General features: G+C 44.7%; 20 protein-coding genes. 10 read left to right on the top strand and 10 right to left on the bottom strand.

The window, feature by feature from the left end; genetic code table 11:
• Positions 1–13: 13 nt before the first annotated feature.
• Positions 14–580: a hypothetical protein gene (locus tag ACIFQM_RS08040; protein WP_430065237.1), complete on the top strand. Its 567-nt coding sequence runs from the start codon at positions 14–16 to the stop codon at positions 578–580.
• 191 nt (positions 581–771) lie between these two features.
• On the opposite strand, the gene ACIFQM_RS08045 is transcribed toward ACIFQM_RS08040, so the two are convergent.
• The 3 genes from ACIFQM_RS08045 to ACIFQM_RS08055 all read right to left on the bottom strand — a co-directional run bounded on the left by ACIFQM_RS08045 (position 772) and on the right by ACIFQM_RS08055 (position 2835).
• Positions 772–1980 carry a hypothetical protein gene (locus ACIFQM_RS08045; RefSeq protein ID WP_430041675.1) on the bottom strand — a complete coding sequence of 403 codons (1209 nt, stop codon included), beginning with the start codon at positions 1978–1980 and terminating at the stop codon, positions 772–774.
• Positions 1981–2013: 33 nt separating this feature from the next.
• On the bottom strand, positions 2014–2298 hold the full coding sequence (locus tag ACIFQM_RS08050; protein WP_430041673.1) for a DUF4183 domain-containing protein: 285 nt from the start codon (positions 2296–2298) through the stop codon (positions 2014–2016).
• A gap of 123 nt (positions 2299–2421) precedes the next feature.
• Positions 2422–2835 carry a DUF4183 domain-containing protein gene (locus ACIFQM_RS08055; protein ID WP_430041672.1) on the bottom strand — a complete coding sequence of 138 codons (414 nt, stop codon included), beginning with the start codon at positions 2833–2835 and terminating at the stop codon, positions 2422–2424.
• Between the two features lie 495 nt (positions 2836–3330).
• Between ACIFQM_RS08055 and ACIFQM_RS08060 the strand changes: the two genes are divergently transcribed.
• Positions 3331–3921, top strand: coding sequence for a DUF4183 domain-containing protein (locus ACIFQM_RS08060; protein WP_430065239.1), 591 nt, complete (start codon positions 3331–3333; stop codon positions 3919–3921).
• 553 nt (positions 3922–4474) lie between these two features.
• Here the strand turns inward: ACIFQM_RS08060 and ACIFQM_RS08065 are convergent.
• On the bottom strand, positions 4475–4657 hold the full coding sequence (locus ACIFQM_RS08065) for an aspartyl-phosphate phosphatase Spo0E family protein (RefSeq protein ID WP_430047013.1): 183 nt from the start codon (positions 4655–4657) through the stop codon (positions 4475–4477).
• Between the two features lie 1033 nt (positions 4658–5690).
• Here ACIFQM_RS08065 and ACIFQM_RS08070 point away from each other — a divergent pair.
• Positions 5691–6221 (top strand): matrixin family metalloprotease, encoded by a 531-nt coding sequence (locus ACIFQM_RS08070; RefSeq protein ID WP_430047015.1) that lies wholly within the window; start codon positions 5691–5693, stop codon positions 6219–6221.
• A gap of 17 nt (positions 6222–6238) precedes the next feature.
• A complete protein-coding gene (locus ACIFQM_RS08075; protein ID WP_342415987.1) occupies positions 6239–6916 on the top strand; it encodes a cell surface protein in 678 nt (225 codons plus the stop codon).
• Between the two features lie 306 nt (positions 6917–7222).
• Here the strand turns inward: ACIFQM_RS08075 and ACIFQM_RS08080 are convergent, their stop codons facing one another.
• Together ACIFQM_RS08080 and ACIFQM_RS08085 are read right to left on the bottom strand one after the other, a co-directional pair.
• A complete protein-coding gene (locus tag ACIFQM_RS08080) occupies positions 7223–8605 on the bottom strand; it encodes a transcriptional regulator (RefSeq protein ID WP_430065241.1) in 1383 nt (460 codons plus the stop codon).
• A gap of 169 nt (positions 8606–8774) precedes the next feature.
• Entirely contained in the window at positions 8775–9746 is a 972-nt protein-coding gene (locus tag ACIFQM_RS08085) for an alpha/beta hydrolase (RefSeq protein WP_430065243.1), read from the bottom strand.
• 256 nt (positions 9747–10002) lie between these two features.
• Here ACIFQM_RS08085 and ACIFQM_RS08090 point away from each other — a divergent pair, with 256 nt between their 5' ends.
• Positions 10003–10440 (top strand): hypothetical protein, encoded by a 438-nt coding sequence (locus tag ACIFQM_RS08090; protein WP_430041652.1) that lies wholly within the window; start codon positions 10003–10005, stop codon positions 10438–10440.
• A 73-nt stretch (positions 10441–10513) separates the two neighbouring features.
• Here the strand turns inward: ACIFQM_RS08090 and ACIFQM_RS08095 are convergent, their stop codons facing one another.
• The 3 genes from ACIFQM_RS08095 to ACIFQM_RS08105 all read right to left on the bottom strand — a co-directional run bounded on the left by ACIFQM_RS08095 (position 10514) and on the right by ACIFQM_RS08105 (position 13578).
• On the bottom strand, positions 10514–11632 hold the full coding sequence (locus tag ACIFQM_RS08095) for a WG repeat-containing protein (protein WP_430047025.1): 1119 nt from the start codon (positions 11630–11632) through the stop codon (positions 10514–10516).
• Positions 11633–11737: 105 nt separating this feature from the next.
• The gene (locus ACIFQM_RS08100) at positions 11738–12820 is read right to left on the bottom strand and encodes a hypothetical protein (RefSeq protein WP_430041649.1); all 1083 of its coding nucleotides are present in this window, start codon (positions 12818–12820) and stop codon (positions 11738–11740) included.
• A gap of 425 nt (positions 12821–13245) precedes the next feature.
• The gene (locus ACIFQM_RS08105) at positions 13246–13578 is read right to left on the bottom strand and encodes a hypothetical protein (protein ID WP_430065245.1); all 333 of its coding nucleotides are present in this window, start codon (positions 13576–13578) and stop codon (positions 13246–13248) included.
• A gap of 203 nt (positions 13579–13781) precedes the next feature.
• Between ACIFQM_RS08105 and ACIFQM_RS08110 the strand changes: the two genes are divergently transcribed.
• The 5 genes from ACIFQM_RS08110 to ACIFQM_RS08130 all read left to right on the top strand — a co-directional run bounded on the left by ACIFQM_RS08110 (position 13782) and on the right by ACIFQM_RS08130 (position 18235).
• A complete protein-coding gene (locus tag ACIFQM_RS08110) occupies positions 13782–14099 on the top strand; it encodes a PTS sugar transporter subunit IIB (protein ID WP_044644206.1) in 318 nt (105 codons plus the stop codon).
• Positions 14092–14424: a PTS lactose/cellobiose transporter subunit IIA gene (locus ACIFQM_RS08115; RefSeq protein ID WP_025684654.1), complete on the top strand. Its 333-nt coding sequence runs from the start codon at positions 14092–14094 to the stop codon at positions 14422–14424. Before ACIFQM_RS08110 ends, ACIFQM_RS08115 begins: the two co-directional genes overlap by 8 nt.
• Positions 14425–14509: 85 nt before the next feature.
• Positions 14510–15838, top strand: a complete 1329-nt coding sequence (gene celB / locus ACIFQM_RS08120; RefSeq protein ID WP_430041644.1) for a PTS cellobiose transporter subunit IIC — start codon at positions 14510–14512, stop codon at positions 15836–15838.
• A 73-nt stretch (positions 15839–15911) separates the two neighbouring features.
• Positions 15912–17321: a glycoside hydrolase family 1 protein gene (locus ACIFQM_RS08125; protein WP_430041714.1), complete on the top strand. Its 1410-nt coding sequence runs from the start codon at positions 15912–15914 to the stop codon at positions 17319–17321.
• A gap of 203 nt (positions 17322–17524) precedes the next feature.
• Complete coding sequence (locus ACIFQM_RS08130; protein ID WP_430041643.1) at positions 17525–18235, top strand: GntR family transcriptional regulator; 711 nt, start codon at positions 17525–17527, stop codon at positions 18233–18235.
• A 104-nt stretch (positions 18236–18339) separates the two neighbouring features.
• Here ACIFQM_RS08130 and ACIFQM_RS08135 read toward each other — a convergent pair whose 3' ends face one another.
• Positions 18340–19878, bottom strand: coding sequence for a family 43 glycosylhydrolase (locus ACIFQM_RS08135; protein ID WP_430041641.1), 1539 nt, complete (start codon positions 19876–19878; stop codon positions 18340–18342).
• Positions 19879–19895 lie beyond the last annotated feature (17 nt).

Consider the following 19895-nt stretch of genomic DNA (forward strand, 5'->3'; position numbering starts at 1 on the left):
GAGGTGCTTGGGAATGATCGGAACAGATGCAGTACAGGGTATGGTGTTGGAGCTACAAAATGAAATGTCACAGTATCAGCATCAGTTTGTTGCAAGACGGAACGCTTTTCTCGCGGAGGCTATGTATCTCGGTTTGAGTGAGGGGGAGGCCCGCTCTTATGCTATCCAGAGCATCGGTCCGATCGTTCCCGTCACGTGTATGCCCATGCTGGCTCCCGGCAAAACCCGGCCGCTCAGTCCGATGCTGGAAGCACGCTACCGTTATGCCGGGTACTGGCAGGACATGGGAGAGCATATGCTCTTGCCGGATGACGTGCTACGGATCTCAAGCACAGAGCGGTTTCGCAGTTGGATCAGCGATATGCGGAATTATTGGGTCGAATCGGCCCCATACCGATTTGGGAATGATCGTCTTTCGCTGCTGTCGGTCGCCAATGAGGAGGAAGGCCACTTTTCCATGCTGGTCTGGAAGGAGCCCGCTGAGGAGCCAGAGGTGTGGACCTACGCTTCGCAGCATGAATACCGATTCAGTCATGTGCTCCACTGGTTCAAGTGGCTGAACGGGCGGAGTGAAGAATGAGAGGTAACTATGATTAAAAAGAATCGTATATCTGACTTTTTTGAAGCCGGAATTAACCGACAAGTACGCTTTGACATAGATGTCGAAGTGTATTTGCCAGTCAAGCCCGTAAAAGTGCAATATAACACCTCTTATATGGGCTATCCTCCTATACATGATGCAAATTGTAGTTATCTAACAGATCCGTCTGCTTACCAAAACTCTTCCAAGCGTAAGGATACGCTCGCATTACCGTTGACATTGTTCAATGTTCGCAAGGCCAGAGTTAAATTACCGTTTCCGGGAAGTGTAAAAGGAACTTGTACATTGGTGACACCCTCTATCGTTCCTGCAACTGACAGGCCCCCCAACACCCGAACGCCTTGAGACGTATTCATAGCCGTTGCCAAGATATCCGACTGCAAGGAGCTTTCGGAAGAGGGAGTCCCGCTCACTGCTCCGAAGGATGCGCCAGTGAGGACTGAATTAATCCGGACTTCCCATTGGAGATCGGCCGAAGCCAATATATCAAAGCTGGCAGTCCCCAAATTTATAGAGTTTACCTGGGTACTGTTGTCTGGAAAAAAGGATTTTCTTCGGAAGCTCACTGTAGGAGTGAAGGCAGTACTTGATATCGTGGCATTGATCCGGGTTTCTGTTGTGATTCGAGAGGTCTTAAAGATGGAACCCAGGTTGGTAAAATACCTTCCTCCTACATTGATGCTGAAGGCTCCCCCGGATGCACCGTTGAGGACGGTTGCCCTGATATTCTGGTTAGCGTCCTTCAGTAGTGCAGCGCTTGACGGAGTGAAGCGATGCACTGTAACGGCTTGCTGAAACAGCTGAGGATTAATTGCAATGATACGGAATTCTACTTGTCCGTAGGTATAGTTGTAGCGAACCTGATAAAGATAGCCGTCAGTTGTGTCCAGGGTCACCCGACTAGAACCGGTTCCATCCATCGCATCAATATTCCATGAGGATTGATACACCTTCAACGTCTCTACTCCATTTTGTAGCAGAGCCACATATACGCCGCTGCTATCTTGTCCAAAATAAGCCCCATTCGTGTTGTCGCTATATCCCCATTCAGCCCGCTGAGTTCCTGTGGGGGGGATAGGGACTTGTACATTAATACCGGATTCAAATGCCGCCCCGTTAAGAAATTGTCCGCGTTCGGCTGTTTGGAGCTCTGCACGATCATTGGAGGCTGCTGATGTACTCAGTTGATACGTTTCTGCCGAATTTTGCACATTTCCTCCGCCGTTTGTGGTGATAATATCCCTCAACTGAGAAATACCATAATTGGAAGCGTAGTTGAACTGAGGACTTGCTTCAGCCGTTTGTAACTTGTCAGTCATTGAGTTCAGTGTTGGTGAAACGCCTGATAAGTTGTATATCGGTTGAATTGTTGGACTCATGGATGTACCACTCCCTTCTATAAACATTGAAATTTACCTGATGATGAATTCAACCATGATCGGTACAGACGGATCAAGTGTGTCTCCATCTGGAAAGTTAATCGCAGTTGCTGAAACGGAGGATGAATTATCCAATTGGAGTACACCGTTAATATAGAGAAGATAGTAGTTAAACGTTGTTGGAAATGAAGTTACTGTCAATCCTGCATCATCAATAAAGTTTATAGCTGCAATTGAAAAGGAGGCTCCTGTTCCTGTGCCTTCTAAAATGTTGGAGACAAATTTTTTTGATCCCTGATACGGAGGAATGATTGGCATAAGTATATCTCACCTCCAGTTATTGAAACCTGGAGATTCACAGTTTACGAGACTGCGAATCTCCAAGCTAACGTATATCATTTGAGAAAAGGGTCCTGAATCCACTTTATTTTAAAAAAATAATTAAGTGCTGATCGTAACCGTTGGTGCTGAAATGGCTGGTTGAGTCGTAATGGTTGAGACTGTATTCCCAAAGCTGGCTATAGCCAGGGTGATAGGAACACCTACGGAAATATCAGTGGTCGCCAAAACTAGACTGGCGGGTGTCAAAGTGGATAAAGTAGCCTGCTGCAAAACACCATTCACAAATACATTGTAATAATCGTCTGCGCTAAGGACAGGTAAAGCGACGACTGGAGCATCAGCATCATCAACAAAGCTTGCGGCGAGAAGTGTTGTAACACCTCCGGCAATATCACCAGCAGTTACAGCTGAGAAAAAATTTGTAATAGCTGGGCTTACAGTAGTGGTGACTACGCCTCCGCTTGCGACCGGTGCAGTTGCAACGGCGGTATAAACAGGTTTAATAACGGGCATGTTGGTGCCTCCATTCTAAAATTGGGAAATTTATTTTTCTGAAAAAAGCAGGGGATTCAGTCCTACTTTCAGTAAATTCAGAAATGAAAATAATGTAACGGCGAAGTGGTAGTAAGTATTAATAGATTAATTAAAATTGATGTTTTTTGAAAAAAGAATTTAAGGAGGTCATCTGTCCAATCAGGTTGGTTTAGATTCCATAAGATAATGAAACTGTACTTAATTATGGAGGTGTTAGTATTGGGAAATTTATTGTTGCGTAAAAGATATCGCTTGACCAAGGTGACAAGGAGAACAAAGAAAGAAAGAGAACGAAAGATGGGATCATTGCGTTGTATGCCCATTTATCGTACAGAAACGAGCTGCATTCGTAGCAAAAAGGGAAATAAACGTATTTATAGACAGGGTAGAAGAAGAAGGAGAATATGCGCTTATAGACATCATTTGCACGCTGAGCGGGTGCCCTCAGGTTTATCAAATAAAAAAATCTGCTTTATGAAATTTAAAGGCCAACGAAGACTGCGAGTCGAACAGAAACCTCAAGGAAATTCAGGAGAAGCCATTCAAGGGGTGCAGGGATTAAGGGGGGCCGATGGTCATGCTGGACATCAAGGTATACAGGGTCTGGCAGGGCCCCAGGGCATTCCGGGTAGTGCCCGGCCCCAGGGCCAGGCGGGCGCCATGGGCCCCCAAGGTGAGCGGGGGCTTCAGGGGGTTCCAGGGATTCAAGGCTTGCAAGGAGAGGTTGGGCCACAGGGAGACCAGGGACCACCGCTTAATTTGGATGGGATCACGGTTGTGCCTGAGGTACAGCGATATTTCTATTTTGCCGATTCAGATCTAACGGGTACGATTCAAATCTCTATTTCCCAGTTTACGAATGATGATGGACAGTTGGCAAGTCAGCTTCCAGAATTGGGTGCGAACAGCTACACAGATTTGTATATTAATGGGGTACTGCAGGAAAGCAGGTTGTACCAGATAAGTAGGAGCACATTGACTGTTGAATTGGAAGAAGCTCTTGTAATTACGGGTACGCCGTTTATTTTCGAGGTTTTTCAATTTACATTACAAATGGCGAACTGAGTGAAATTATAAATTGGTATGATTAGACCAAACCGTGTATCTCCTGTTGAAGAGATTACATTATCTGATTATTATGAAGCCCATACTACTACCGATGTAACTTCTTCAGCAGGTACCGTTTCTTTTCCAATTCACGCCATGTGATGATAAATATTTCCTTATCCAAAGCATGTATGCCTATTTTGGGTGTATTGAGTCTTATGAATAAGGAGGTTTTTTCTTGGATCGCGTAGGAATGGTCAGGGACTTGGATAGCTTAGGTCGGATTGTCATCCCCGTAGATATAAGGAGGCGTCTTGGGATTGACAAGTATACAGCCATGGAATTTTGGATGACGGAGAGTGGCTTGATTATGCGACGATGCGTGGGGGAGGCATGTATTTTATGTGGCGAGCTTCAACATCTTACATATTTTAAAAATGCTTGGATATGTATCTTCTGTATGAATGAACTGAAAAATAAATGATAGAGCGGGTAATCAGATGATTTGGCATGTATGTTACAATAAAAGGGCGAGTGACCCACCACAAGTTTCTCGCCCAGTCGATTGCTGTCAAGCGATCGGCTTTTTTAATTTTGTATAGTACATCCGATGATATTGATTAATCAGCTCGTCCAAAACCATAGATTGCCGGAGTACATACATGTGACCTAGTCCGTATTTCGCTTGCAAATCATAGAGCCGTTGTCGATTGTTCTCTAGTCGCTGTTGCAATGTTACCTCACTTTCCATCATACATCCCTCCTTAGATGGTACTTATTTTAGGGTGCCATGTGTATTTTTGGGAAAAGTGAAAGTGCATGATGCCTCATCCTTTAAAAGAAAAAACCAGCTCAAAAAGCTGGCTGTAAGTGAAATTAATATCTACAAGTGGTTATAGCTCGATCTCGATAGCGACTATTTGGCTTGTAAATAGTCCTATGGAATTGGTAGGGAGTGCAGTTGCTCTCTAAAAAGGCTATTAGAATTAGAGATAGAATAATCTCTCTTTTCTCACTTCGTTAATTAAATTGTAGTATTCTGAACCTGTTTGGTCGCTTGCAAAATTCTTGAATTGCTCAAACAACCCCGAACATTTGATCAGATATATTTTGTGGGGCATATACGCTTTTTGGTTGCTGTTTAATATACTCGGCGTTGAATATACTGGAGGTTTATCCTATTTAATCATGAAAATATCTAGTTGGAACCGATGATTTGGGCTACCAATCCCACGAATCACTAAAGAAACATTCAGATTTTTTTGGATTAATATTTTTAAAGATTACTGACTATTGCCCAAAATCTGAATACTGCTTCAAATTTAAATTATTATAAATGCCTGTTGCATCAAGCTTGGATGGAGGTACCTGAATTCGTTTAGACGGATGATAGAGCATAAAAAGGGGTATTTAAACATGTCATAAATTTTGGAATTTTCATAGTTTTATAGTCAATTACATAAAGAGGGTTTGTTGCTATAGTTTGGGACGTGGGGACGATTTAGTTCTCTCCTCTCACCTTAGAACTGCAACAGTGAGTGTCTAATGAATAGAGGGACTCAAAGGGCTGTGTGCAAACCTCATGCCTCTTAATGGGGAGCACATCATAAAAGGAGGTGTTCGTGTATGGAAAATTAGAGGCATGGGGTCTAGCTATAAACCTCAACATTCTTTAAAAATATACAGTTCAAATTTAATCTATGAAATCATTTTGTGAAAAAAAAGCAGATAATGTACATTGTATCATATTTTTTATACATTATATTAAAATTTAGGGAGGATATAGAATGAAGAAGGGGAATATCCATAAAGTTATGACTGAAAAAATCGTTACAATTGCTGCACTTACTATTTTATCATTACACAGTTCATTGTTTTTTTCTTTGCAAGCCTCTGCTGCTACCACATCCTTATTGTCGTGGGATTTAGTTGATTCTACTAAGCACCTAGAATGGGGAGGAAGTACAGCTTATCAAACTTCATTTAATGCCGGGGTAAATACCTGGGAAAATTATAAATTTGGCATTATTAGACCGGACTATGCATCAACTATTGAAGATGTTACTTTGTCCGATTATTACGATATAGATAACTATGCTGCTCTAACCTATCCATCAGGTAGGATGACATTCAATCAATATCGAATGAACCAGTTGAGTTCTGCTGAGAAACAAAATGTTGCCACTCATGAGCTTGGTCATGCTCTTGGGTTGGAACATAATACAAGTAATGATTTAATGTATGCGTATGTTACGTCTATAACAAGGCTCAGCGCTAATGATAAAGCTTCATACGATCTTGCTTATAAAAGATACTAATTAAGGAGGTACAACCAATGAAAACTAGCATGAAGAAAGCATTTATGATCTTGTCCATTTTCACTACGGTTGCAATACTGGCTTCTGGCTGTTCAAATCCTAAGATAGACAAGAATATAACGAAATCTGGCGAAATTCCAACTAGCTATATACAAGCATCATTTGTTATAGATATAAATAACCCCAAAGAGGTTGTAGGTTATGCTGACTATGCATTTGTAGGCCTCGTAGAAGAAATGACGGGAACGGAGTATAAATTTCCTGTCACGAAAGAAACGGAGGATGGCCCGAAAGTATTGACGATGCCCTATACGAATTATTCGGTTAGAGTGCTTGATAATATAAAAGGTAATTTAAAGAAGGATGTTTCCATTCCAATTCAAAAAAACGGAGGTCTGAGTGATGATAAGAGCGAATATTTCTTAAATGAAGACGATCTTCTTCCACAGGAAGGAAAAATTTATGTATTCACTGCTAACGCACGGCCCGATGGTTCTATGTTAGTATCAGGCCCTAATTCTAACATAGAGGTAAAAACAGACGTTTTTTCGAAAAACAGTATCCAGGCGCTTAGTGAAGAGAGCATTGCTAATGAACTAACCAAGACAGAGGAGTATAAAACGTATCAAGATGCCTATAAAAATGAGATTGTTAAAGATCGAGAAAGATTTATTTCCAAGTATGAAGCTCCTTAATATGAGCATTCTGCTGCGAAACTCTAAATACCAATTTCTAATATAAATTTTTGTGAAGCAGTCTAAACCTCTACTATAAGGGATTTAGACTGCTTTTAATCTAAAGATGTATATTCCCTTACTTTGCAAATCTTCAAAAGAAAAAACCAGCTCGAAGAGCTGGCTCCACGGTATAAAATGCTTTAACAAAAATCATCAAACCCCAACATGTTGTTCAAATGGTTTGCATATATACTTTTTGTGGAAATTATATTGAAAGGGTGACTATTGCCACTTTCAGAAGGCTAGTCACCGATAAAAGTAACCCTAACTTTTTTCAATTTCGTATACTTTATTAATCAAATTTTGGTAGGTATCTATTGTTCCCGATGATGCATATTTTTTAAAACGTTCAAATAATTCAACACACTTGATGATGGATGCTTTGCTACTCGATTTAATTGTAAAGGATATTTCCAAACTGTTGATTAAATATTTAAATCCCTCTTGATAATCACCTCTACGTAAGTTGTAATTAGCTAATTCCTGTAAAAAATGAGCGATGCGCTCTGACATGAACTGTTGAGTGTAGACACCTACCCTTTTTTGTTGCTTCACTAAGGATTGAATTTCTAGTTCAAAACGCTTGAGAGCATCATCTACATTAAAAACATATTGATTAGCCGCTTCAATTATGTTAATCAATGCGGGGAGAACCTCGTTTTTCTTGGAAGTAACGTAGGATAAATAGTCTGGAAGGACACCTATATCTCCAGCTAACAGCTTATTCACGTACGTATTAGCCTGTGCCCATTCTGTAAACCGCCCCTTCCATAGCAAGGTCTGTTCATCCGTTTCCTTCACCCAGCTTAAATCAGCGTAAGTGTACGTATACTCCAATGCCTGATTGTAGTCTTTTTGCGCTTCACAGACACCTGCACGAAGTAAATAGGAGTAGGCCCAATACACAAATGGGGGATTGACCGAAGTTTTCTTCTTTTTCCGTCTTTTTAGCTTAACCTGTTGATTGATCCCGCACTGAATGGCAGCCTTCTCTCCCATGAGCTTAGCGAATATGTTTACCTTGCCCCATTTCCGTAATGAGCGATATGTATTCACTAAATCCTTTAACGCGTCGAGCTGGTCGGCATCATCAAGCCGTTCAACGTAATCCTCGAAATGGATCGCAGCCTGGTAATTTATTTCCTGGTCGTCCCCTTGCTTCGCCATAAAAATGCGGTACTGACAAAGGGCTAGTCGCTCAGAGTGCTGCTTTTTCTCACCGACGGCAATGCTTTCATACAGGATGATAGACGCTGCAAACTTCCCTTGTTGGAAAAAGCCCTCAGCTATGGTAAACAGGGCATCGCCGTATGCCAGCTTTTCCATGAGCAAGCTGACGACCTGCTCAATACAATCCAGCATGTCCAACTCCGCGCAATGGTACAAAAGGGGTCTGACTCTACGGATGTTAGGAGTTGTTGCACTCAAAAAGTCCTCAATATAATTCTTGTAAAAATGCCCTTTGGAGTGGCCTAACGTAGCTGTAATGCGGTCTAACTGATGAACCGAGAGTGCGCGGTTGCCTGTGACGATCCCGCTTATTGTGCCTGGATTGATGTCTGCCACTAGGCCGAATTGGGTAATGTTTAACCCATTCTGTTTCATGAAGTTTCCCAGTTCTGTGCGTATCGTGGTTGTAGGTTCCAAATGTAACAACCCCTTATGGATGTATTATATATACTTTTCAAGTAATTACTTTTTGTGAATTATGGATATGTAAAGCTGGAGAGATATCGAAGCTCAAACCACAAACAACCCTGTATATCTTGAGAATACCAAGACACGCAGGGTTGTTCTTTGTGAAAATTTTTCCAAACTACCGCTTGGTCAAGGCCAATATCTCATCTGCAACGAGATCAGGGCGATATTGATGAATATAATGCTCGGTATCCTTAACCACCAATTGCTTCGATTGCACGGACCAGGAAGTAAATTCCTTTTCGTACTTGTTCCAGACGTCATCGGGAACCCCTAAGTAATCGGAGGTCAGCACAGTAAGCGGGAAAAGGAAGGGCTGTTTGTCATCCAATACGACCTTTGCATTCGTCCGCGATTGACGCAGCTCGTCCTCTATATTGGCATTTTCAAGCTTAAGCAATGAGGCTGTCATATCAATCTTCTTCAGCTTATCCGGCACGAACTTCAAGCCGTTGCGAGCTGCCCGTGAGGCTTCGATAAAACTGTCAGAGTGAAAAAGCATCCGAATTACGCCTGTTTTAATGAGCAACTGATTGAGCAAGCCGCCGCGTACGGGCTCCTCAGCATCAGTATAGTAATATTCCGGGCTTCCGCTATCCAGCATCACGATGCCTTGTACCTCGTCCGGGTATTTCTGTGCAAACCGGAGCGTTTCGAGGGAGCCTAGCGAATGTGCTACAAACAGGTAAGGTGGCTTTTGACCGGACACCTGAAGCAATTCGTGTATTTCATTCGTTATTGTATCAATGTCACGCTTCTTGTCCGTCGTATCACTATACCCATAGCCGAACCGGTCATAAACTGCAAATTTAACATGTGGCGCAAGCTTATCGTACAGTGGGGAAAAATCGACATACGGATTGGCCGTGCCCCACCCGGAAGCGAATACAACTGTTACTTTCCCTTGTCCTCCGGTATATAAATGCATATTATGCCCATTCACAGGGTATAGCTTTCCGCTGGGGGTATAAGATTTCAGATCCTGCCGGGTGCTTACCTGTTCATATATCACACCTGATGCCAGAAGAACCAAAATAGCCAGCACCCCGAACATAGCCGTCTTCCCTAATCTTTTAAGCCATTTTTTCACTTCTCGGATCCCCCTTTAACTCAACAGCTACTCTCCTTGTATTCCCCTCATTATATATGCTCAATCTTACCCAAGAGAAAACAGCAGCTTAATTTTAGCTTAACTATTTTTTGTGTATTACGTTGTTAAAGAAAGCCGGAATTCACCTAAAATGTTGAGAGGGAATTGAGGCCAACATCCTTTGAATGTGGAGCCATTCAGATGTTCAGGCGACTCCATCGTTTCTTCTACAACTTATATACAGGGGGAAATTCAAATGGCTAGAAGTGCAAGCACCTATGCATCTGTAATTGACGGTTTGAAGGTAGAAACGAACAAAAAGTATTCGCCGGTAGGTGGAACGAAGTGTAATATTTTTGCGCAAGATGTGATGTCAGCTATGTCGGCTTCCTTACCAAGTGGCTTGGCCAATCAGATGGCTGATGCTTTGTCCGGTAACAATACGCCAGGATGGTACTCCGTAACCTTTCTGGATGCTCAAAAAAGAGCCAACCTCGGCTACCCTACCATCGGGATCAAAAAGGCGGACGGGCATGGTCATGTCGTCGTTGTCAGACCGAAGGGTTCATCAATCACGATCTTGAAAGAGGTACAAGTTGCTCAGGCGGGGACCAAAAATTACAACAGTAATACTATTAACTACTCGTGGGTGGCAGCAGATCTGCCTGGAGTGAAATTTTACACGCACGATTGATATCTTCAAAATCTCGGTAAACGTATTGGCTCCGGAAGCAGATGTACTCTCTCTGCTTCCGGGGCCGCCTTTTTTATTTTGAAACGGAACGTTTGGATATAATGAACGCTTTGCCTGGCTTGATAAAAGCAACAGCATAGCCATTGGAGAAGGAGGAGGATTCCACCCTGTACTCAAGCTTGGTCAGCAACTGGCCTTGACGATTGATGTAACCGAATTTTCCGTCTGAGACAGATGAATTTGCTTGTTTACCCACTAAAGCAATACCTTCCTTGAACGGGAATGTGACATCATATTTTTGTTGATATTGAATGACCAATGCTCCGCTTTTATCAATAAATCCGACCTCGTTTTTCGCATTTTTTACACTCGCCAAGCCTTCACTGAAATCCTGGGCATCGGAAAATGTAAAGGGAATCACGACTTTCCTCTGTTTATTCATGTAGCCCCATTTTCCCTTGGCATTTTTTACAGGAGCCAGCCCTTCCGAGAAGTCTCCTCCCGATTTGTATTGGAGAGGAATAACCTCCTTTCCTGTGGTATTTATATATCCGTACAGTCCTTTGCTATCCTGCACAATAGCCAAGCCATCCGAGAAACTGCGACTATATTTGTATTTATAGGGGATCGCTAATTGACCGGAAGCATCAACAAAACCGATTTTGCCTGTGTTGGGTGCGTAGGCAAGCGCCAGACCGTCCGATAATAGATATTCTGATTGAACATTTTCTTTCAATGGAGTAAGAATTGTTCCTGTTCGATCAATAATGACATTTTCTTTGGTAGAGGCTAGGGTGACCTTGGCCTTTCCTTCGCTAAATGAATTAGCTTCGGTATATTGGCAAGGAATGACCACTGTTCCTTTGGTATTCATGTACCCATAGAGATTGGTTTTTGTATTTTTCACAACGGCTCGTTGCTCATGAAAATCACCAATGGGTTTAAGCTCGGCGGGGAGAGAGAACGCTTTTTCCCCTTTGGTATTGTAAAACACAAGATTTCCAGCGGATGTTTCAGCGGCTAATAAGCCATCATGAAAAGCACCATCGCTTTCGGGCCGAGCAACGTTGTAATCCAGCGATGTTTTAGAAACTTCAATGGCTGTTGCACTACTGGGAGCAGCCGAACCTATCCCGGAAAAGGTAACGCTGGTACATAGAATCAATATCGCTAATCCAAACTTTTTTAACATGCATAAGCTCCTTTGCAAGTTGATTTACCATAATATAGACGAATCATATGTAAGAATGTTTCTTACAATTCTAAATTTTTCTAATTTTTAGAATGACATATTCATTTATTGTCCGCTGTACGGATTGGTGCGGTAGGTCAACGAAAATTCACCCAACCCGTCAAAGAGCTTGTCCACCAGGTAGGCAGGGTCATACAGCATCCGACCAGATCCCAAATCCCGATAGTTCTCGAAGCTCCAGCCCCACGGCGCATCGGCGGCGTTGGCGCGGCCATTGTCGCCCTTGAACGTGCCGTAGCTGCTCCACAGGTCCAGCGTAAAATCGTTCCGCAGCGGCCACAGCGAGGTTTCAAGCGGGATCAACTCGTACCCCATACGCTTGCTATCGTCAAAATTACCGATTTTGGAGTCCCATAGCTGTCCACCGGAGGCGTTGAGATTCACCGGAGCTCCGGCCTGAAAGACGTAGCCGGATTTGCCTTTGGCCCCTTTACCGTTGTAAGGCTTGAGCGCGTGTCCAAAATCACCGTCCGATTCGAGGAAGGACTCGTCATTTTGCGCACTGTATACCAAGGGATGGGTGCCGAAGGCGTTCGTTTCGGTGGTAAAGTTGCTGTCATAGTAAACGGAGCTCATGCCCGGATCATATTGAACCGCCTTGTTGGCAGGGCCATACATGCCCAGCTTGGCGTGTCTCGGCATCAAAGCCAATTCCAGCTCGCCGTTCGGATGGGTCACCTTGGTGCCGTCTTTTTTGGCTGTGCCTGGCTTGCGGATCGTGAACATCATGCCTTCCATATCATTTTCATGATCGCCCAGCGTCCCTCGTGGATCATGTGTAGCGTAGAACAGATCGTAGCCAATGAAATAGTGGGTATCTGATTCCACGACCGACCAATACACGCTTGGCTTCAAGGGTAAGCTGCTGCCTTTGGCATACTTGCCGATATTATCCCAGTTGTTTAGCCCTGACCAGTCGCCGTCAAAGTTTACGGGAATCGGAATATCCCCTTCGGGGTTGTTACCTACATCCTGATACAGCACAGGCGACCAGTATTCCGCAAGTCTGGATTGCTCGGAGGCGCTCAGACCCGCTGCTGCTGCCTTGGATGGAGCCACAGCGGGTGCGATCAGGGTCGCCCCCAGAATGATAACCGCTGCTAATGCTTTACTTCCTTTTGTCCACATGATAAACACACTCCTTCGTTTCTTGAGATTTTTAATTCCAATGGAGATTCTTCCCCGCGAATACATGTAAAAAAGGTGTTTACGTCTACGACTCCTTTCCTGATGCGGCTTGCACACGTGTTACAGGATGCCCTTGCCTGACATCGCTGCTGGTGGTGATGCTCATGAGCTGCCAGTATCTTTATTTTTTTCCAAACTTGATGATATACAGTTCTCTCTTTCTTCGAAGAATACCTGCCTGTCCTACTAACACCTACAAATATTGACGTTTCAGCTCCTGTACACAAGCTTCCATTCGTTCCGGTATGATGCGAAATAGTGAAGACCAAGGTATGAACAGCTCCGGTGCAAAGTAATATTTCTCAAATTCCATAGCGGGTACGAAGGACAACGATTGGAGATGGCGCCGTACAAGTCCATCAATCTCATCGTTCGTGGCAATCAGGCCGTGGAACAGCTCGTTCGTTCGCATTGGTGTACAGGTCAGGCAATAATTCGAAAATGTCCGTGATCGGTGAGAAGGCGTGCTTTCCCGGTTGAGAGTACAGACGCACATGCGTATCGTTTAGTAGATTACTGCGGTCCTTGAGCAGCCCTTTGAGCACCCTGCCATGGAAGCTGGCTTTGCAGTCTACGACCTCGCCATCATGCCCGACATAGACCCACACATGCTCCAACTCGTAGAGGTGACCGATTTCGTAGTCCCACCAGATGGCGTACTCCACAATATGCTTCACCCATTCGTCTGAAAAATCCAATGTAATACAATCGCTTTCATTCTTCGTCTAAAAGAGTTCGACGCATTAATTTTGAAAATAAAGCAGGACAAATTGTCATTTTAAAAAAAGTCTATACATATAAATTAAATGTATAGACAAATTTAAAAAGCGGATTTATAATTACCTTGTAAACGTTTTCTAGTAGTTAGCATTCAATCAGACCTTGAAGGGAAGGAACAATCATGAAGAAAATTTTACTGGCGTGTAGCTCAGGTATGTCTACAAGTTTGCTGGTTACCAAAATGCAGGATTATGCCAAATCTATTGGAGACGAGGCTGAAATTTGGGCAGTAGGTCAAGATCAGGCGACAGAGGACATGGCTAATGCTGACGCGGTATTGATTGGCCCGCAAATGAGTTTTCTTAAAGGACAGCTGCAAAAGGAAGCTGCCCAATACGGTATCCATGTAGAAGTGATCGACATGATGGCGTACGGACTGGTGGACGGCAAAAAAGTCTATGAACAGGCTTTGAAGCTGGTGGAGCGTAAAAATGGATAAAGTCAACATAGCCGATCTGACGGAAGAGCAAATTAGTTTCCAACTTATTCTTCATAGTGGAAGCGCTCGCAGTAAAGTGATTCAAGCACTGAGCGAATATCGGAATGAGAACACGGAAGGTGCAGACGATCTCATTAAGCAGGCGAAGCAGGATTTGCGGGCTGCGCATGATATTCATTTTCAAATGGTGAAGAATGAAGCCGGAGGAACCCCAACTCCTTTGTCGCTCCTTCTGATGCATGCGGAAGATCATCTCATGTCCACGGTCACTATGAAGGATCTGGTTCAAGAGCTGCTAGAGCTTTTCAAATCCAGAAATTTATAATCTGTACACAAGAGTTTGTGAAATTAGGGACATGAAAATTTCACAACAAACCTGATGCAAGTTACTTCGCGGGGAGGAATAGGCTTTGTTTGAAAAATTAAGCCAAATTTTAATACCTATTGCCGGTAAACTGAACAACAACCGCTATCTTACTGTACTGCGTGATGCATTTATGTTGTCATTTCCATTAACGGTTTTCGGTTCCATTATCGTCGTTATTATTAATCTGCCGTTTCTGAAAGGGTGGATGGGCGAGGGCAATCTGACGACTTTACAGAATCTGCTGAATATTGCGCCTAATGCAACACTGAACATCATGACCCTATTCGTGGTCGTGGGGATCGGATATTATCTATCCCGAAGTTATAAGGTCGAACCGATATTTGGCGGCATGATCGCTTTGGCCAGCTTCCTGATGCTGACTCCGTTCGTGCTGACTCAAGAAAGCGGTGCCACGATTGCTGGTGTCATTCCGATGGATCGGATCGGGGCCAAGGGCATGTTCCTGGGTATGATTGTCGCCTTTATCGCAGCTGAGATTTATCGAAAGGTAACGCAGAAAAAGATTGTTATTAAAATGCCACCAGGGGTTCCGCCAGCGGTTGCCAAGTCTTTTGCCGCGTTGCTTCCTGCGTGTATTACACTGGGCATATTTTTGATCATCAACGTAGTGGTCACTTTGACGCTTCACAATAATCTGCATGACTTGATTTATCATGCCGTTCAGGCACCGCTGGTGCATTTGGGCAGTGGCATTATTCCTACCTTGATTGCTGTTTTCTTTGTCCAGCTCTTATGGTTCTTCGGGCTACATGGTCAGATTATTATCAACTCGGTCATGGACCCGATCTGGAATACGCTGGCACTGGAAAACTATGAAGCGTACTCCAAAGGCTTGGAGCTGCCGCATATTATCACTAAGCAGTTTGTGGATATTTATACAGTAGGTATCGGTGGTACAGGTATGACCCTGGCCGTGGTGCTTTCGATTCTGTTCTTCCTTAAGAGCAAGCAAATGAAGCAGGTCAGTAAGCTGGCCCTTGGACCGGGCTTGTTCAATGTTAACGAACCCGTCATATTCGGTCTTCCGATTGTGATGAACCCGCTGATTTTTGTCCCATGGGTCATTTCTCCAATGATCGTTACACTGATTACGTACTTTGCCATGTCCACCGGGATTGTACCGCCACCAAACGGGATACAGGTTCCTTGGACGATGCCATTGTTCTTTAGTGGAATGATGGGTACGGGCTCTCTGATGGGTGGCTTGCTGCAACTGTTTAATATGGCTGTCGTCTTTATCATCTGGTTCCCGTTCCTGAAAATTATTGACCGGGTAAACGTTCGTAAAGAGCAGGAAGAGGAGCTTGGCCAAGCAGCCATTGCAGGTAAGGATCAAACTATTGGAATGTAACGTGAATGAGCTGCTGGATTAGCAGCTTGTTCATTGGAAAAGAGAGAGGAGTAGAGCTGTGAATCATACCGAAATGAAAGATACAGAGAAGCAAACCGTTTCATACCTTTTTCCATCCGACTTCTGGTGGGGTTCCTCAGCTTCGGCTACCCAGACAGAAGGAACCGTGGAGGGAGACGGCAAAGGACCGAACATATGGGATTATTGGTTTGAGCAGGAGCCGAACCGTTTCTATGACGGGGTCGGTCCTGCGGAAACGTCCCGTTTCTATACCCGTTACAAAGAAGATATTGCACTCATGAAAGAGCTTGGTCACAACTCTTTCCGGTTCTCCATTTCCTGGTCGCGTTTGTTTCCGGCGGGAAGAGGTGCCATAAATCAGCAGGCGGTTCAATTTTATAATGCCGTCATTGAAGAATTACGGCAGGCCGATATAGAGCCGTTCGTGAATCTGTATCATTTTGATTTGCCGATGGCTTTACAGGAAAAGGGAGGCTGGGTGAACCGGGATACGGTCGAAGCATATGTGGATTATGCCAATATCTGCTTCGAGCTGTTCGGGGATCGTGTAGCCAAATGGTTTACGCATAACGAGCCAATTGTCCCGGTGGAAGGCGGCTATCTATACGATTTCCACTATCCGAATGAAGTGGATTTCCGTAAAGCTGTACAGGTGGGGTATCATACCCTGTTATCGAGCGCCAGTGCCATTCAGGCATACAGAAAGGGAGGCTACAAGGGCAAAATCGGCATTATTTTGAACCTGACGCCAACCTATCCGCGTAGTCAGCATCCGGCAGACGTGCAGGCCGCTGAGATATGCGATGCGTTCTTTAACCGTTCCTTTTTAGACCCATCTGTGACGGGAGAATTTAATCCTTTGCTCGTGGACCTGCTGCGCCAAGAGGAATTTTTACCCATCACGGAAGAAGGGGATCGGGAGATTATACGTCAGGGCACTGTGGACCTGCTGGGCATTAACTATTATCAGCCGCGCAGAGTCAAGGCCCGCGAAAGTCTGCCGAACCCGGATGCGCCTTTTGTACCGGAACGTTACTTTGATTATTATGTGATGCCAGGTCGCAAGATGAATGAGATGCGGGGCTGGGAGATCTATGAGAAGGGCATTTACGATATCCTGACCAATGTCAGACAGAATTACGGAAATATTGAATGCTTTATCTCGGAAAATGGGATGGGCGTTCAGGGTGAGGAAAAATTCAGGGATGAACAGGGCATGATCCGCGATGACTATCGCATTGATTTTATCCGTGAGCATCTAAAATGGGTTCAACGGGCGATCTCGGAGGGCTCCAATGTGAAAGGCTATCACCTGTGGACGTTTATGGACAACTGGTCCTGGTCGAACGCCTATAAAAACCGCTATGGCTTTGTATCTGTCGACCTGCAGGACGGAGGTAAACGATCCGTTAAACAAAGTGGGCACTGGTTCAAGCAGGTGATCGAAAATAACGGATTTTAAGGTGGTCCTCTGGACCGCCTTTTTTTCTTCATCACCGAAAATGGACTATGTTGTATGCCGCTGGTGAGAAAGTATAATGTTCGGTATACTTACTTCATACCGTAACACCTTAACGTCCCGCCTGCAGAATAAAATGAACCAGCGATACCGATGTTTTGGTAAAATGCTGACATAAAACAATTTTTAGTACAGGTGGTAGACTGATGAATAAATACGAGCGGATTGCGCAAGAAGTCAAACAGCGGATTATGGATAAAACCTATAGCGGTGATGATCCGATTCCCGATGAAATCTCGCTGGCAAATGAGTTTCAGGTGAGTCGGATGACGATTAAGAGGGCATTGGATACGTTGGTGATGGAAGGGCTGTTGAATCGTAAAAGAGGGCACGGGACCTTTATCGTCAAGTCGGTTCACAATGGTCCTGTTAATGTCGTCGTGAATGAAATGCTGGGGTTAACCAATCTGCTGCGCGGGAAAGAAATCAAAAATAAAATCGTAGCCTTTGACGTTCAATTTCCATCCGAGGAAGTAGCGGCTCATCTATTTATTGATGCCAATTCTCCTGTGTATCATGTGATCCGTCTGCGTGTTGTGGAGGGTGAGCCCTATGTTATCGAGCGCACGTACATGCCCACGAAGCTGATTAGCGGTATTACCGAGCAGGTGCTGTATGGCTCAGTGTACAAACATATTAAGGATGAGCTGGGCCTTAATATTGTCGGTTCACATCGTACCATTCGCGCGTCCAAGTCGACAGAGCTGGATCGGGAGCATTTGGACTGTGCAGCGGATGATCCAATCTTGGAAATTGAACAGGTGGGATATCTGGATACGGGTATTCCGTTCGAATACTCATTCTCGCGGCATCGGTACGATAAATTTGTGTTCACCACAGTGAACCGGATGCGTTGATAAGTATGTGGGGAGCGAGTAGTAGTGTGAAAAAAAACAAACATGGCAGTAGAGGCCTCCTTTATGTGGGTGCTTTCCTGCCATGTTCTTTTTAATGAAGCGAATTAATTGTCAAGCAATCTGACTTCATGCACGGTCGGGGTATACCAGTTGTTCGGGTTATTAAATAACACTGCATTTACAAGATTGATTCGTACGTAGCGTGCCTGAAAATTGACTTTGTCACTGGTAAAGCCATACGCGGTATTGGTCGTGCGGTCAATGGTGGAATAGTTAGCTCCATCGGTGCTGTATTCGATTTTATATTTATAATACGCCTCAGACCCTTTGTACATAAACCATGAAATATCCACTTCGCTGATCGTCTTCGTACTGCCGAGATCAACCTGCCACCAAGCGGGCCAGGATGCAGATGCAGCCTTCCACGAGGTTTGGGCGTTGCCGTCATTCGCCAGTGAAGCCGGAGAGCCGGATGCGGCTGAGTTAGCAGTCGCTGTTTTGCCTTGCGCGTGATTCACAAGCGAAGGCAGAATCACGTTGCCTGTCGCGGCATCCAAATCCCAACTGCTGTACCAGTTCAGCGTTGCCGTTGTGCTGGAGTCATTCAGGGTCAGTGGTAGCCATATAAATTTGTGGTCGCTCAGATGGAGCGGATTCCAACGGTCGCCCATATAGATGTAGCTGGTTCCTGCGCTGCCTGTAATCGTGGCGATGGAGTGGATTTGCGAACCATAGGCTGCCGGGTCACCGAAGGGCGAAAGAGCAGACCAGCTTCCAGTCATGGAGCTGGCGGTTGCATAAGCACCCTGATTCGGATACCAGCCGGATGCCTGCGAGGTAAACAGATAGTAGGTGTTGTTCTTTTTCACAACAGCAGGGGCTTCACGGTAGCCATTCTCGAAAATCCAACCGACGAACGATTGCACGCCCGTATAATCGTCGGTCAGCTTGAAGATCGCCATCGTATCGTTGGCGCCGCCATTTTTGCGGGAAGCGGTAACGAGGTAGCCGCTGCCGTCCGTATCCGTGAATACGGTCATATCGCGGGACTCATAATTCAGTGGACGGAAGCTGCCTTGGTAGACAAAAGCTCCGTCCGGTGTATCGCTGGTAGCAACAGCTACGCGGCCCAGCGAATAATCGGTACCATTTTCATAATGCGCCCATAGCACGTATTTTCCAGTTGCTTGGTTATAAATGACCTTGGGACGCTCGATTTTGCTGGAATTCAGCTCAGGGGCGGAATCCTTGCTGAGAATAGTGCTGCGGAAGGACCAATTTTTCAGGTCGGTTGAGGTATATACGTTCACTTTTTCAAATTTCCAGTTCTCGGCATGCTCGCCGTACCAGTAATAAGTGGAGCCTACCTTTAGAATATTGCCGCTGTTGGCCTGAATCGGATTACCTGCGGTATCCTTCCAATCCGTTCCGTTTGTAATAGCTGTGCTTGCTGCTGCGTTCAGCGATCGTGCTGCATCAGCATGAATGGTATCCCAACCATTCAGCGCTTCGACTCCATAGGTTGCATGGGTCACACTTGTCGTATCGGCATGCGCTGCATTCGGTTGAAGCCCTGTACCGACCATTGCAAGTATGATGCATATCCATGCGCCCAGCCATTTGCTGTTGTTGATCCACTTCACGATATCATCTGCCTCCC

It is taken from the genome of Paenibacillus sp. NRS-1782 (assembly GCF_050467685.1).
Classification (GTDB): Bacteria; Bacillota; Bacilli; order Paenibacillales; family Paenibacillaceae; genus Paenibacillus; species Paenibacillus terrae_A.

Coding starts and splice junctions, on each gene's coding strand:
- ACIFQM_RS08110 (WP_044644206.1), top strand. CDS start 13,782: ATGAAGAAAATTTTACTGGCGTGTAGCTCAGGTATGTCTACAAGTTTG.
- ACIFQM_RS08115 (WP_025684654.1), top strand. CDS start 14,092: ATGGATAAAGTCAACATAGCCGATCTGACGGAAGAGCAAATTAGTTTC.
- ACIFQM_RS08125 (WP_430041714.1), top strand. CDS start 15,912: ATGAAAGATACAGAGAAGCAAACCGTTTCATACCTTTTTCCATCCGAC.
- ACIFQM_RS08055 (WP_430041672.1), bottom strand. CDS start 2,835: ATGCCCGTTATTAAACCTGTTTATACCGCCGTTGCAACTGCACCGGTC.
- ACIFQM_RS08100 (WP_430041649.1), bottom strand. CDS start 12,820: ATGTGGACAAAAGGAAGTAAAGCATTAGCAGCGGTTATCATTCTGGGG.
- ACIFQM_RS08095 (WP_430047025.1), bottom strand. CDS start 11,632: ATGTTAAAAAAGTTTGGATTAGCGATATTGATTCTATGTACCAGCGTT.
- ACIFQM_RS08040 (WP_430065237.1), top strand. CDS start 14: ATGATCGGAACAGATGCAGTACAGGGTATGGTGTTGGAGCTACAAAAT.
- ACIFQM_RS08070 (WP_430047015.1), top strand. CDS start 5,691: ATGAAGAAGGGGAATATCCATAAAGTTATGACTGAAAAAATCGTTACA.
- ACIFQM_RS08045 (WP_430041675.1), bottom strand. CDS start 1,980: ATGAGTCCAACAATTCAACCGATATACAACTTATCAGGCGTTTCACCA.
- ACIFQM_RS08065 (WP_430047013.1), bottom strand. CDS start 4,657: ATGATGGAAAGTGAGGTAACATTGCAACAGCGACTAGAGAACAATCGA.
- ACIFQM_RS08090 (WP_430041652.1), top strand. CDS start 10,003: ATGGCTAGAAGTGCAAGCACCTATGCATCTGTAATTGACGGTTTGAAG.
- ACIFQM_RS08075 (WP_342415987.1), top strand. CDS start 6,239: ATGAAAACTAGCATGAAGAAAGCATTTATGATCTTGTCCATTTTCACT.
- ACIFQM_RS08050 (WP_430041673.1), bottom strand. CDS start 2,298: ATGCCAATCATTCCTCCGTATCAGGGATCAAAAAAATTTGTCTCCAAC.
- ACIFQM_RS08060 (WP_430065239.1), top strand. CDS start 3,331: ATGAAATTTAAAGGCCAACGAAGACTGCGAGTCGAACAGAAACCTCAA.
- ACIFQM_RS08130 (WP_430041643.1), top strand. CDS start 17,525: ATGAATAAATACGAGCGGATTGCGCAAGAAGTCAAACAGCGGATTATG.